This window comes from Streptomyces sp. NBC_01520, assembly GCF_045040375.1.
GTDB lineage: Bacteria > Actinomycetota > Actinomycetes > Streptomycetales > Streptomycetaceae > Streptomyces.
Genome location: NZ_CP109404.1, coordinates 3,437,407 through 3,451,308, shown reverse-complemented (window position 1 = coordinate 3,451,308; position 13,902 = coordinate 3,437,407). Strand labels below are relative to the sequence as shown.

12 protein-coding genes are annotated in these 13,902 nt (G+C 69.9%); 7 read left to right on the top strand and 5 right to left on the bottom strand.

All coding sequences use genetic code 11. The annotated features are described in order from the left end of the window. The first annotated feature begins 296 nt into the window (after positions 1-296). Together OG524_RS15525 and OG524_RS15520 are read left to right on the top strand one after the other, a co-directional pair. Positions 297-710, top strand: coding sequence for a hypothetical protein (locus tag OG524_RS15525; RefSeq protein WP_405390229.1), 414 nt, complete (start codon positions 297-299; stop codon positions 708-710). Continuing rightward, positions 707-3,070 carry a tetratricopeptide repeat protein gene (locus OG524_RS15520; protein ID WP_405810691.1) on the top strand — a complete coding sequence of 788 codons (2,364 nt, stop codon included), beginning with the start codon at positions 707-709 and terminating at the stop codon, positions 3,068-3,070. The genes OG524_RS15525 and OG524_RS15520 overlap by 4 nt, the downstream gene beginning before the upstream one ends. 91 nt (positions 3,071-3,161) lie before the next feature. On the opposite strand, the gene OG524_RS15515 is transcribed toward OG524_RS15520, so the two are convergent. From OG524_RS15515 to OG524_RS15505, 3 genes are all read right to left on the bottom strand, one after another. After that, complete coding sequence (locus OG524_RS15515) at positions 3,162-3,458, bottom strand: DUF397 domain-containing protein (RefSeq protein WP_405390231.1); 297 nt, start codon at positions 3,456-3,458, stop codon at positions 3,162-3,164. A gap of 115 nt (positions 3,459-3,573) precedes the next feature. Next, a complete protein-coding gene (locus OG524_RS15510; protein ID WP_405390233.1) occupies positions 3,574-4,431 on the bottom strand; it encodes a helix-turn-helix domain-containing protein in 858 nt (285 codons plus the stop codon). Positions 4,432-4,671: 240 nt separating this feature from the next. Beyond that, complete coding sequence (locus tag OG524_RS15505; RefSeq protein ID WP_405390235.1) at positions 4,672-5,391, bottom strand: GPP34 family phosphoprotein; 720 nt, start codon at positions 5,389-5,391, stop codon at positions 4,672-4,674. A 164-nt stretch (positions 5,392-5,555) separates the two neighbouring features. Between OG524_RS15505 and OG524_RS15500 the strand changes: the two genes are divergently transcribed. The 3 genes from OG524_RS15500 to OG524_RS15490 all read left to right on the top strand — a co-directional run bounded on the left by OG524_RS15500 (position 5,556) and on the right by OG524_RS15490 (position 11,350). Beyond that, entirely contained in the window at positions 5,556-8,285 is a 2,730-nt protein-coding gene (locus tag OG524_RS15500; protein ID WP_405810688.1) for a D-alanyl-D-alanine carboxypeptidase, read from the top strand. 226 nt (positions 8,286-8,511) lie between these two features. Beyond that, positions 8,512-10,335, top strand: coding sequence for an MFS transporter (locus tag OG524_RS15495; RefSeq protein WP_405390237.1), 1,824 nt, complete (start codon positions 8,512-8,514; stop codon positions 10,333-10,335). Between the two features lie 169 nt (positions 10,336-10,504). Beyond that, positions 10,505-11,350, top strand: coding sequence for an adhesin (locus OG524_RS15490; protein WP_405393185.1), 846 nt, complete (start codon positions 10,505-10,507; stop codon positions 11,348-11,350). A gap of 21 nt (positions 11,351-11,371) precedes the next feature. Here OG524_RS15490 and OG524_RS15485 read toward each other — a convergent pair whose 3' ends face one another. Together OG524_RS15485 and OG524_RS15480 are read right to left on the bottom strand one after the other, a co-directional pair. After that, positions 11,372-11,950: an HAAS signaling domain-containing protein gene (locus OG524_RS15485; protein ID WP_405390238.1), complete on the bottom strand. Its 579-nt coding sequence runs from the start codon at positions 11,948-11,950 to the stop codon at positions 11,372-11,374. 261 nt (positions 11,951-12,211) lie between these two features. After that, positions 12,212-12,961 carry an ATP-grasp domain-containing protein gene (locus OG524_RS15480; RefSeq protein WP_405390239.1) on the bottom strand — a complete coding sequence of 250 codons (750 nt, stop codon included), beginning with the start codon at positions 12,959-12,961 and terminating at the stop codon, positions 12,212-12,214. A 284-nt stretch (positions 12,962-13,245) separates the two neighbouring features. Here OG524_RS15480 and OG524_RS15475 point away from each other — a divergent pair, with 284 nt between their 5' ends. Beyond that, positions 13,246-13,386: a hypothetical protein gene (locus OG524_RS15475; protein WP_405390240.1), complete on the top strand. Its 141-nt coding sequence runs from the start codon at positions 13,246-13,248 to the stop codon at positions 13,384-13,386. Positions 13,387-13,444: 58 nt separating this feature from the next. Continuing rightward, entirely contained in the window at positions 13,445-13,810 is a 366-nt protein-coding gene (locus OG524_RS15470) for a hypothetical protein (RefSeq protein ID WP_405390242.1), read from the top strand. Positions 13,811-13,902 lie beyond the last annotated feature (92 nt).

Sequence of the window (13,902 nt, the reverse complement as noted above, 5' to 3'; positions counted from 1 at the left end):
GATTTTGCCTGTTCTTGACCTAGCGGGGCGTTGTCGTGAACGTGACCACGGCCACACGATGAGCGGGCACTTCGTCAGGCTGTGCGGAGATCGAAGCAACACCGACATCAGGAACGCCCGAGCACGCAGAACGGCCGCACGGGATGCGGGTCCCGTGCGGCCGGAAGAAGGAGGGGAGCTGGGCGAATCGAACGGGCCGGTCGACGCGCGTTCCACCTGACAGCGGTAATCCGTCGCACATAGGCTGGTCGTCCTGTCCAGGTGCCGAACGGGCGCCGACGTAGTGGGGGGCGTGGATGGACGCACAGTTGATCGAGTTGGCTCGGGCCGCAGGAGCCACCGTGGTCACGCTCATGGCCACCGACGCGTGGGAGAGGACCCGGGACGGCATGGTCTCGCTGTGGCAACGGGCCAGCCCCTCGCGCGCCGAAGGTGTCCAGGACGAGTTGGAAGCGGCTCGCGACGATCTCCTCACCGCCAGGGAGACCGGCGACGAGTTGACCGAGCAGGAACTTCGCGACGCGTGGACAGGCCGCGTGCGACGTCTGCTCACCGAAAGGCCGGACGTCGCGTCGGACCTGCGCCGGATCCTGGTGGAGCTCGACCCCGAAGTGAACGACGCGCCGCCGACCGTACAGATGCGCGCGGAGGCATCCGGTAGTGGCCGTGTCTACCAGGCCGGGCGTGACCAGCACATCAACGAGCGGTGAGCGGGACCGAGCCGGGCGCGGAGCACCTGGTGCAGGGCAGGGCATCGGGGCAGGGCCGCGTCTACCAGACGTCCGGCGACCAGTACGTCACCGAGAACCACTACCACCACGCGCCTGACCCGAGTTCATCCCTCTTCGGGCCGTCCGTGCAGCGCACGGTGGTGCAGGCGCAACCCGGTCATTCGTTTGACTGGCCCGCACCGGATTCCGTACGCACACCACTCGTAGGCCGTACTCCGCGGATTCTCAGGGACCGCACCGCCCTGATGAGCAGGCTGACGGAAGCTGTCCATCACCGGGGCGGGGGAATCCATGTTCTCTACGGAATGGGCGGCTGCGGCAAGACCGCTGTGGCTCAGACGCTCTTCAACGAGGTCGCCGGTCAAGGTGGGCGCATAGGGCTGTGGGTCAACGCCTCCGAGCGGGCCACACTACGCGCGGGAATGCTTGCCGTGGCCGCCGATCGTGGTGCGGAGACTTCCGAGCTCGCCGCTGCGTACGGCGGGCGCCGTGCGGCAGCCGATCTCGTGTGGCATTACCTGAACTGTTCGGCACAGCCCTGGTTCCTGGTTCTGGACAACGCGGATGATCCGGCGGCTCTTGAAGAGGGCGCGTGGCTCAGGTCCAGCCCTCAAGGAACTGTCGTCGTGACCACCCGCGCAGCCGGCTCACGTGTGTGGAGTGGGGCGGAACTGCACCAGGTGGGTGTACTTCCGCTGGAAGACGCCGCATTGGTGCTGCATGACCTCGCTCCCGACGCGGGTACTCCGCATGAGGCGGAAATCGTGGCCAGAAGGCTCGAATGCCTTCCACTCGCGCTGACTTTGGCCGGATCGTTCCTGTCCCGTCAACTTCTGGAGAGCTGGTCCATGAGCGACTACCGGCGACACCTCGACGAGAATCCCACCGAACTGATCGACCGGGGTGCGGCACCGGGAAGTTCGGCGGGGAATGCCAGGCAACTCGTCGGCCGCACATGGGAGATCTCTCTCAGGGCCTTGGTTGAGAACGGCATTCCCGAGTGCGAGTCACTGCTCCGCCTGCTCTCCTGCTGGAGCTCCGACCCGGTTCCGCTGTCGCTGTTGCGCCCCCTGTCCGTGGGTGCGGTCGACCTCGGTGCCGTGGAGCCCCCGCTGCCCGGCGGCCGGGTCGAGACTGCTCTCCGAGGCCTGCTGGATCACTCCATGATCTCGCTCGTCGACTCCGAGGAGAGCGGCGAAGTCGTGCGATGCGTCAAGACGCACGGGGTCCTGCTCGACAGTGTCGCGACCTCGGTGCCGAACGATCAGAAGCCGCTCCTGGTCGAGGGAGCGGCACGCCTGCTCGCGGTGGAGATCCCCGCCGAGGTGGGCGGGGGGCTGGCGGAAGGCCGAGTCCGGAGACTGGTTCCGCACGTGATGAACCTGCTTCGACTGGTGGCGGATCGCGACACCGGAATCAGCGTGGTCCGGGTCGCGAATCTGCTGGCCCAGCACGTTTTTGCCAGCGGGGACTATCAGGCTTCCCTGCATATGGCTCAGGCCGCCGCGACGGTGGCGGAGACGCATCTGGGGACGGATCATCCGCTCACCCTCGGCGCCGGCCACGACGCGGCCCTGGCTCTCTTCAGGCTGGGGCGGTTCGAGGAGTCCGAGGCAATGCACCGGAAGGTCCTGGACGGCCGGGAGAGGGTCTTCGGCGAAGAACACCCGGAAACGCTGCAGAGCTTCCTTTCCTTTCACGAGCCACTTGGTCAACTGGGGCGTGTCGAAGAATGCGTCGCGTCTCTGAGGAAGGCTCAGGAAGTTCGAGGCCGGGTTCTCGGTGAGAATCATCCGGACACTCTCCATGCCCGGGCCCTGCTCATCGAATACTTGGCGGTTGCCGGTGAAGTCGAAGAATTCGACCGTGTCGGCCCGGAAATCGTTTCCCTCTGTGAGGAGTTCCTCGGGAATGACTCCTTGGCCACCGTCACGAGTCGCCATAACTTCGCCTTCGGCCTCTATCGCTTCGGCAGGTACGAACAGGCGGAACCCGTCGCGCGAAGGGCACTGTCGGACCGGCGGCGCGTACATGGCGCCGAGCATGCGCTGGCACTCTCGGCCACGATCCTCCTGAGCTGGATCCTGGCCGAGCGCGGTGCGCTGGAGGAATCGATCTCGCTCGCAAGGCTTGCGGTGGACGGGCAGGAACGGGCTCTTGGGCCTGAGCATCCCTACCTGCTCACGAACCGGGCGGGGCTGGCCGCTTCGCTGGCGGCCGCCGGCCACGTGGCCGAAGCTCAGGCGCTCGCGCGCCTGAACCTGCCGCTGTGTGAGCGCGTGCTGGGTTCGGACGACCCTGTCACGGCGAAGACCCGCAGCCTGTCGGCTGCTCCCTGAGTGAGCGGCAACCCTCTCGGCCAGGACGGCGGACCAGTCGAGAGGGTGTGGCTGGGCGGCTCGTGTGGGTCGGCCGGCCTTTCGATCGGCTTCAGCGCTGCGAGGTCCGGCTGACGTCCGAAAGGAATACCGACCAGGAGTCGGCCGCGAAGCCGAGGATTCCGGTGTGCGGATCCTTCGAATCGCGCACCGCCACGGCATTGTGTCCGGCCGTCTTGACCTCGACGCAATCCCCATTGACGGCGGAATATGAGGACTTGGTCCATTCAGACAGCTTGTCGTGCTTGAACAGCATGGTGACTCCGATGATCGGGGCAGTCGTCGGGCGTTGCGTGCCCAGTCGCTGCGAGTCGGCGACTTCATGGTCGACGCTACGCTGCGACATCATCGAAGGTGAGTGACCTTCACTCCTTTGGATGAAATATTCCTTTGGGGGCTTCCTGGATGGGGTCGTGTAGGCGTATATTGCCGCCCTTCTTGGCGGGTTGAGCCGGGGTAATTGATTAGGGGCGGCAGTTGTCGGCTGCCGCGAGGATGAACTCGCGTGACTGCTCCGCGCTCAGGGCCTTGGCCCGGAGGTGTTCGTACATCACGGCGTAACTCTGGACGTCGTTGGCCTTTTCCAGGTACAGGTCGCTCGTGACGCCCTCAAGGTAGACGACGCTGGCGTCCATCGTCTCCTGGAACTCGAGGATGGCGAACTTTCCGTACATGCCGGGATGTGCGCCCACGTCGTACGGCAGCACCTGAAGTGTCACGTGCGGCAGTTCGCTCAGCTCGGCCAGGTGGAGCAATTGGGCATTCATCGTCTGCGGGTCGCCGACGATACGGCGCAGCAGCGCTTCGTCGATCACCGCCCAGAAGCGCAGCGGATTGACGGGATCGGTAAGGCGGTCCTGGCGCTTCAGGCGGATCTGGATGCGCTTGTCGATCTCGCTGGGTGTGGCCTCGGGCCACATTCCCTCGATGACCGCCTGCGCGTACTCGCGTGTCTGCAGCAACCCGGGAACGATCAGCGACTCATAGACGCGGAGCGAGGCGGCATCCGTCTCCAGGCCGATGTAGACGCTGTACGGGATGTCGCCGAAGGCGTGCCACCAGCCCTGCTGGCGGGAGTCCTTGGCCATCTGCATCAGCGAGTCGACGATCCGGTGGTCCTCGACGTCGTAGACCCCGCAGAGGTCGCGCACGTCGCGCTGGCTGATGGAGCGGCGGCCGTTCTCCAGACGGCTGATCTTCGACTGCGAGACCAGCAGTCGCTCCGCCACCTCCTCGGCCGTCATGCCCTTGATCTCGCGGAGGCGGCGCAGTTCCTGGCCCAGCCGGCGTCGCCTGACAGTGGGATTGACGTTGGTCGGCACGGGAACGGCACCTCCGGCTATGCAGCTGTTGTAGCTGTGCGTATCTGCTTGCTCAGCAGATTGCCACCCGGGGCCCCGGCCGCGCTGGGAAATGGCCACACGCAATCGACGGCACGCAAGAGCGCGGGGCAGCCGGTGGATCCGGCTGCCCCGCGCCTGGTGCGGCTCCCGAACCGGGTCATGGGGACGACGGTGCGGCGGTGTTCGGTGCTCCGCGCAACTGTCCGCGCGGTCGTGCGGTCAGTGGACGGAGGTGTGCGCCATGCTGCCGCTACGCGCTTGGGCTTGCGGCTGCAACGGCACGCCTGCCGTCTGCTGATTACGGCGTGGCTGGACGGCCACGCCGTTCTGGACGTCCATGACGGCATGCGCCACGAGACCGCCCATCGGGTCGTGTCTGATCAGGTCCCGGAGCCGGGAGCGCGATGAGCGCCCCTCGTTCCCGGGGTACAGGTGCTTGCCGAGTCCGACCGCGTGGGCCAGTGCGGCGAGCGCCGCGGTCCGCGGGTCCGGCGGTACGCCGGTGCGGATCGCACTGTCCAGCCGGGCTCTGATGTCCCGGCTGATTGCCGTGTCCGTCGCCTGGTAGCGAGTCGTCGGCAGCACTCCGCACATCTGGCCCGCCACGGCATGCACCATGCCGCACCGCTCCAGATGAGCGAGGTAGATCTGGCGAAGTCCCAATCGGGGCCCGCCAATCCAGTGGACGGCCCGAACCGGGCTGCCGCGACGGCGCAGCAGTTCCAGTGCGGAGTCCAGAGTCGGATCTCCTGTCGGCCGTGGCATCACCACGGCGATACGATCCCCGTCAGGGGCTATCCGTCCTGCCAGAGCCAGCTCCACTAGCTGTGCCCCGGCCAGGCCGAGGTCGAGCGACTGCGGCTGCGCTGTGGTACCCGTGGTCGGGTCCAGAGCGAGCAACAGAAGCTCCTCCGGAATTGTTCTGCGGCTCCTGCCCATCCATGCCTCCCCGCGTGGATGAATGACAGGGTGACCCCTCTCACATTGGTCTGTCGAGGGTGCCTGGGTGCTTTGTGAGGGAACCGTTAGGTATGTCGTTCTCGTCTAGCAGCCCGGCCAAGGGTTCACACAGGACACTGGTAGATGGTTCGGACAGTGCGGGCATGTCCCCGCGGCGCATGAAGGAGGCATCGGTGGCGGGCGAGTCCCCCGACAAGTCGGAGCAGCGGAAGTCGTCGGGGACGGCTGAGGAACGCGATCCGCGTTTCGCCGTGTTCCGCGAACCGGTCGCCGCGGCGGGCACCGGAAGCACGACGGGCAGGACGACGGACACCGTGACGGACACCGCGACGGCGGTCTTCCGTTCGCCGTACTCCGCGGACACGGCCGACGGCCCGGACGAGGTGTCGTCGGACGCTCCCGAGGGCGGGTCCGAGGACACCGGAAGCGAAACGGGCACGGACCGGGCCGAGGCCGCCGCCGCGTCGGGCAGCGAGCCGGAGGGCCCCGAAGCCTCTACGGAGGGCTCAGAGGCCCCTCAGGAGGGCTCCGCGGGCCGTGGGGCGGCCGAGGGACCCGCTGGGGCCACCGAGGCGGACGAGGCGACGAGGAGCGAGGCCGTGACGCCCGCGCCGGACGTACCGTCCACCGCCGAGTCTGCCGTCGAGCCCGAGCCCGAGCCCGACTCTGACTCCGGATCCCGGGCGCGGCCGGACACCGGGACGGCTTCGGGGACCACCACAGGGTCGGGCGACGCCTCGGGCTCCGGGGCTGACGCCGAGTCCGAAGAGGGCTCCGGCACCGAACCCGTCGACGTGACCGCTTCCGGTTCCGCCGCCGAGGACGAGCCCGACGACGCTCCTGAGGCCGGTACGGCCCCGGACGCCGCAGCCGGTACGCAGGCCGAGGACGGCGCACAGGACGAGCCCGGCGACGAGCCGCGGACGGACGGTGACGCCGGGACCGGCACGCCGTCCGAGTCCCGTGACCAGGCCGAGCCTGCCGAGGACGCCGACGAGCACCCCGAGCCTGCCGAGGACGCCGACGAGCACCCCGAGGCCGATGAGCAGGCCGACCAGGCAGCCCCGGCAGGCAAGGCATCCGATGCCGCCGAGACCGCCGACGCGAAGGCCGCCGACGAGCCCGCGGACAGCGAGCCCGCTTCCGCCGACTCCTCCGAAGCGCCCCGGGTGCCGAAGTCCCGTACGGAGACTCCCACCACCGGGGCCGCCCCCGAGCCCGCTCCCGAGGACTCGAAGCCCGCAGGGGACGAGCGAGGAGTCGATCAGCCGACCACCGCCTTCAAGGCGCTGCGGCCGAAGCAGGTCGACCACCCGACCACCGCGCTGAAGCTCCCCCCGCGGTCCGACCTCGACGCCAAGTCCGAACCGAAGCCCACCCCCGAGACCCCCGCCGAGCGGACCAGCAAGTTCGTACCGTTGCGGGCGGACGACATACGGCCCGGTGCGGTCGGCGGGCCTCCGGTCGGTCCGACGGTCACCCCGGACGTCACGGCGAAGCCGGACACCCCCAAGGCGTCCCCGATGCCCGCGTACCCCGTGGCCGGACTCGTCGAGGCCGAGCGGACCCGGCAGCAGCCCATGCCGCCCAAGCCGCCGCTCGACCTGCTCGCCGAGCTGACGAACACCCCGCCGCCCCCGCAGACCCCGGTCCGCACGGTGTTCAGGCGGATCAAGATCTGGACGCCTCTGGTGCTCCTCCTGGTGGTCGTCTTTGCGATCGCACAGGCGATGCGTCCGCTTCCCGAGCCCACGCTGGCGCTCTCTGTCGCCTCCACGTACACCTTCGACGGCGAGAAGCTCGACATGCCGTGGCCCGCGGAGGGCCAGGGCGCCGTCGAGGTCGAGGGCGTCGGCACCATCGGCACGTACGGCACGGAGAAGTCCGCGCCGATCGCGAGCGTCGCGAAGATCATGACCGCGTACGTGATCCTCCAGGGCCACCCGATCACCGGCAGGCAGGACGGTGAGGAGATCGTGGTCGACGAGACGGCGGGCGAGGAGGCCGACCGTCCCGACGAGTCGACGGCCCCGATCGAGGAGGGGCAGAAGTACACGCAGCGTCAGATGCTCCAGCTCCTGATGATCCCTTCGGGGAACAACGTGGCCCGGCTGCTGGCCCGTTGGGACGCCACGACCGTGGACGCCTTCGTCGGGAAGATGAACGCGGCGGCCAAGGACCTCGGGATGACGAAGTCCGTGTACACGGACCCGAGCGGTCTCGAGTCCTCCACCCGGTCCACGCCCGCGGACCAGCTGAAGCTGGCCAAGGCGGTCATGCAGAACGATGTCTTCCGCGAGATCGTGAACATGCCCCAGGCGGACATCCCCGGCATCGGCAAGACGATCTACAACAACAACGTGATCCTCCTGGAGCCCGGGGTGAGCGGAATCAAGACCGGCTCCTCCACCCCGGCCGGCGGCAACCTGGTCTGGACGGCCGACACCGTCATCGACGGAAAGAGCCGTCGGATCATCGGGGCGGTGATGGGCGCCGACCTGGACGGAACCCTCGACGCCAAGCTGCAGCGGGCCATACAGAACAGCCTCAAGCTGATCCAGGCCGCCCAGAAGGGCGTCGAATCCGCCACCGTCGTCAAGAAGGGCCAGGTCGTCGGGTACGTCGACAACGGGCTCGGCGGCCGCACCCCGGTGGTCTCCACCAAGGACCTGAAGGCGGTCGGCTGGGGCGGGCTCGAGGTCGAGCTCGACCTCGGCGACGGCGGGGAGCCGCTCCAGCACGCGGCGAAGGCCGGCACGGTCGTGGGCGAGGTGACGGTCGGCACCGGCACCGGAAAGGTGTCCGCTCCCGTCGCCCTGCAGAGTGAGATGACGGAACCGGCCTTCGGCGACAGGCTGACCCGCATCACCTGACCCGCACCTCCGACCGGGCCCTGCCGCGTCCGGTCGGCCGGTACGGTTCCGCGCCCCCGCACCGTGGGCGCGGAACCGTCCGCCGGGGGGCAGCGCGGAGAAAAACGTGCGTGCTAGCGTCCGAAAGCAACGGAAGGCCGTCGGGGCGCGTCCTCCCGCATACGGATGAGGCCTGTGCGGTACATCGACGGTTCGGCAGGCGCGGGCAAGGACGGGGAGAGTCGCAGTGACCACCGCTGAGCCGACACGGGCGAACGACAGCGTGACGTCCACGAGTGTGCCCGTCCGCATCCCGGCCCAGGCCGACGGCGGCAGGGACGGGACGGGCCGGCCCCCGAGGCGCCGGCTGTGGCGCCATCCGGTGGTGCTGACGACCGCGGTCGCCGCGGCCGTGCACCTGTTCTGGTTCTTCTTCCTCGCGAACAGCGGCGGCGACATCGCCGCCCAGGACGCCTGGGCCGAGTTCGTCGGCCGGCACCCCGGTACCGCGTACAACCTCGCCTGGTACGGGGGCATGCACCCCGTCTCGTACAGCGTGGTGTCGCCCTATCTGATGTCCCTGCTCGGCGTCCGTACGACGATGATGATCGTCGGTACGGTGTCGTCGGCGCTCACCGCGCTGATCCTGGTCCGGGTGCCCACCGTCCGTAACCCTCTGGCGTGCTCGCTCGCCGGGGCCTTCGCGTACCTGTGCAACGCCCTGTCCGGGCGGGTGACGTTCGGGCTCGGCATGATGTTCGCGCTGGGGGCGGTCGCGGCCGTCTTCTGCTGGCCGTACCGGTGGCGGTACAGGCGGTGGGCGAAGGCCGTCGTCGCCGCGCCGCTCGCCGCACTGGCGACGGCGGGCAGCCCGGTCGCCGGGCTCTTCCTCGGCGTGGTCGCCGCGGCGCTCTTCCTGAACAAACGGCGCCCCGGGGCGTACGCGATCGGCCTGCCCCCCGTCGTGGTCGTGGTGCTGTCCGCGTGGCTGTTCCCCTTCTCGGGTACGCAGCCGATGTCGCTCGGGACGCTGTCCCTGCCGTTCGTCTTCTCCGTCCTGGTGTTCGTCCTCGTACCCCGGGACTGGTACACCGTGCGCACGGCCGCCGCGGTGTACGGCGTCGGGACGCTGCTGACGTACGTGATCGACTCGCAGATCGGCTCGAACGTGTCGCGCATGGCGATGCTGTTCGCCGGGGTCGTGCTGCTCGCCGCGCTCCCGTACACGACGCCGAGCACCCGCCGCTGGTACGCGCTGGTCATCGCCTTCGCCGGGCTGAACTTCTGGATCGGCTTCAAGGGCGTCGACGACATCGTCCGTACCGCGCCCACCGCATCCTGGAACCGTGAGCTGGCCCCCCTCGTCAACCAGCTGCAGAAGGCCGGGGCGGAACGGGGCCGGGTCGAGGTGGTACCCGCCAGCAGTCACCGGGAGGCCTCGGCGCTCGCCGGGTACGTCAACCTGGCGCGCGGCTGGAACCGGCAGGCCGACATGAAGCGCAACCCGCTCTTCTACGACGACACCCTGAACCCCGTGAACTACCGGGAGTGGCTCGACCGCTGGGCCGTGCACTACGTGGTGCTGCCGAAGGGCAAGCCGGACTCCAGCGGGGCGGTTCGGGAGGCGGAGCTCGTCGAGAAGGGCCAGCCGTATCTGAGGCCGGTCTGGAGCGACGCCAACTGGAAGCTGTTCCGGGTCCTGGACCCGGTGCCGCTCGCCGATCCGCCGGCGACGGTCGAGCGGGCCGGTGACGACGAGCTGACGATCCGGGTGCGGTCGGCGGGCCGGGTGCTGATCCGGATTCCGTACTCGCGCTGGCTCGCCGTCGTGGACGACAAGGGCGAGAGTGTGGAGCGGCCGCAGGAGACGGAGGCCTCCAAGAAGCGCTCGGAGGAGGACGGGGACGCCCCCAAGGACTTCACCAACGCGCACGGCTGCCTGATCAAGGTGGAGGAGGACCCGGACGGTGACGAGTGGACCGAGCTGCTCGCACCGCGGCCGGGTGTCTACCGGCTGGCCGCGCCCTACCAACTGCAGCCGGGCACACCGTGCCCGGAGGAACTGCGCTGACGGACTGTGCTGACAGGCTGCGTTGACGGAATGCGCCGACGGGATCCTGACCGGCGGTCCGTCGGGCAAATAGTGCGGGAACTCTCCCGATGGGCGCCGGGCACTGGCAGGGTGTGCTGCCATGAGGTGCCAACATTGCGACGGCGAACACGTGGGTCAGCTGCCGGGCATGGTCTGTCCCCGGTGCGGTTCCGTGGCGCGATCGGCCGGCGGGAGCGGTTCCTGGATCGCGCAGGAGACGCTGATGGGCCGGGTCTCCACCCTGCCCCGGAGGCGAAAGGCCCTGCTGGCGGCCGGAGTCGTCGTGGCCGTGGGCAGTCTGGCGACCGTCGTGTCGCTGCTCGCCGCGGGCGACGGGGGCGGGCGTCCGGAGGCGGCCGGCCGTGCCGGGGCCGTGCCTGCGCCGATCGGCGGCGGAGCCCCGACGCGGATCGGGGGCGGGGACCCGGAGAGCCCGGACGATCCGGTGGAGGCGACGGCGAAGCCGCCCGGACGGACCGGCGGTTACCGTTACGCGGTCTGGGCGGGACCCGGCTGCACGACGGGCGACTACGTCGAGCACGGCCGCTTCGAGAACGGCGACGCGGGTTGGTACACCGTCGAGTCGGGTGGATTCAGGGACAGTTCGTGCGACGGACGATTCAGCGCGGTCCCGATGTCCGGGAGCCCGGACGAGGACCGGGGCAGCAGTGCCGTCTGGACCTGGCACCTCGGTGACGGGTTCAGCGAGTGCGCGCTGACCGTCTTCGTGCCGAGCAGCGTCCGCGCGAGCGACGTGGCGGGCAGCCCCACCGTGTACCGGGTGCTCTCCGACCCGAATGACGCGGACTCCGCCTATACGGGCTTCGCGGTGCGTCAGCCGGAGCACCGGGGCGCTCCGGTCGACGTGCGGAGCTACCCGGTCAAGGGCGACACCTTCGCCGTGCAGCTGATCGACCGGGGGAGGGACTGGGGCGACGCGGCGCTGGTGGGCGCGCACCATGCGGCAGCCCAGCTGAAGGCGTCCTGCCGCTGACGCGCCCTTGCTCCGGAGGAGTCAGCGGCGGGCGGTGCGCGCCAGGTGGACGGCCCCGACGACGGGCAGTACGAGCGCCACGACGACGACCACGCCCAGGCCCAGGAGCGTGCCCCGGTCCTCCAGCAGGAGACCCGCGACGATCTCGCCGAGGAGCACGGTGACCGGGGTGGAGACCGGAATCAGGGTGCCGATCACCCGCTGCCTGCCCTCCCAGTGGTGCGAGGTCCACAGCATGGAGATGCCGGCGATCGCGGCAAAGAGGCCGAGGTAGTAGTTCGCCGCCATGAGCGGGGCGGTGAGCAGCAGGAGCAGGATGATCAGCCCGGACCGGTCGCGCCGTGCGGGGGCCGCCGGTGCGGGTGCGACCGCCCCCTCTTCGGCCAGGGCCGACTCGGCCACCGTTCGCGGATCCCCGAGCTGATCGAGCACGCGCCGCACCCCCGCGTCGTCGGCCGTGCCGGATTCGGCCAGGGCGACGGCGATGTGCTCGGTGAGATCGGTGAGGAGCTCCTGCCTGCGCGTGGGCGAAAGGGTGGCCGCCTCTCGCTCGACGGTGTCCAGGTAGGCGCGTACGAGGGCGTTTTCGCGGGTCTTCATGCGGAGCCTCCAGGGGCGTCTGCGGCGGGAAAGTGATCGACGGCGTTGCGGAACTGCGGCAGGTGGGCGCTGAATTCGCCCGGTGCCGCCCTGCCGGTGCCGGTCGACGCGCAGGAGGGACGCGGTGGTCCGCTGTGCGATTCCCGGACCCCCTCACGGAGCCGGCCGGCGGCCCTCCCGCCGTCCATATGCCTTGCCTTGCCAGGAACCATGTAATGCAAGATACCGGACGCACCCCCACGGGCAACAGGGGAGGGGAGGTCAACGGACGAACGGGCGGTCCCGCTCGGCCAGTTGTGCGGCAGGGCCGGCGGCCCGGAGCACCACATCCAGCGCGCGGTCCGGATCCGAGGCATAACTCCCACTGGCCCAAGCGGCGTTGGCCTCGACGACCGCCCACTGCCCCGCGTCGGTGAGTCCGGCGTCGACGACGATCGCGGACGGCAGGGTGTGTCCGGCGGCAGCGAGCAGCTCCGTACCGAACGCGTGCGCCGCCGCGGACAGCGGGCCCAGGTGGAGGCGCCCCGATGCGGCGTAGCGGCTGCCCGTGTGCACCTGTCCGTCGAGCAGGTACAGCCGGTACTCCGCCTCGAAGGTGATGACATCGCTCACCAGCACCACCGTCTCCGGATCGACCGCGTCCGGCCCCGGCAGCCGGGATCCGTCCGCGTACACCAGTGCCGGAATGCCCTTGTCGTTCGGCGACTTGACGAAGACGGGGCGGCGCAGCCGGTACGCCTCACGGATGGGCACGGCACGGATCTCGCGCCGGACGAACGCGGCGGGCAGCCGGGCCGGCCAGTCGGCGGGCGCCTCCAGCAGCGCGATGTCCAGCGCGGGAGCCACGGCGTCGGCGAAGGCCGGGCCGGCGTGCAGGTACGCATCCCCGTCGCGCAGTGTCTCGGGCACCTGGAAGTCCGTCAGTTGCACGGTTCGCAGGCCGCGCCGTCGGGCGGTGTCGCGGAGGGTGCGTGCGGAAGCGGTGAGGCGGGGCGGGAGTACGAGGGCCATGGGCACCGATCCTCCCGCGGCGAGGACGTTCGGCCCACCGGATTTCGTCCGACGGCCCGCGCCCTCCTCGGATTGCACCGGCCGGATGCATGCCGAGGAGGTGAAGGCCGACGCCGCTCCCGTACGACGCTGCCGGCCGTGCAGTTGCCCTAGTCGCGGGTCTGGCGGTCGAGCCGGTCGGGAGGCGGACCGGGCGCGGTCATCGACATCGGCCGCATGGACGTGGCCGGCCCGGCGGGCGACCTGATCGCCGGGGTGGTACCTGCTGTCGGCCGGGGCACGGCGTGACTTCCGTACGGGGGCGCGGCCGGCCGCTGCCGATCGCGTTCCAGGGGCTTTCGTACCACCGGGCGGCGAACCGGGCGACGGCGTCGAACGCCCGGCAGGTGACCGGCGAGATCCTCGCGGACGAGGGCGTGGGCTGAGCGTGCTTCCCGCCGCCGGTTCGACCCGGACGCGAGGCGGACCGTGCATGGTCCGGCCATGTCAGTGACAACGCACCGGAGCGGACCCGCGGGCGCATGGTCGGCGCAGATCACCAGGCCGCAGGGGACCCTCACGCAGACCTTCCACTTCACCGCGGACGGCCAGGTCTTCATGGCCACCGGTGGTGCCGGCACCTGGACGGCCACCGGCCCCGGCGCCTTCGCCTTCAGGCTCTCCGAGCCCGTCTACGACGAACACGGCGACTGCGTCGCCTGGGTGGCCATCGACCAGCGTGCCGTCCAGCAGGGGGACGGCTTCACCAGCGAGGGCCGCTCCACCGTGACCGGAAGCGACGGAAGCCCGCTGCGCACCGTCGAGGTCTCGATCGCGGCCGTCCGGCACGGTGGGCGCGGCAAGGGGTGACCCGGGGCATCCGGGCGGGGCAGGACGCACTGTCGGCGGCCACGACCGCAGGGCTTGTCGCCGTGCGGGTCTGGCCGCCGAGGCCGCAGCGG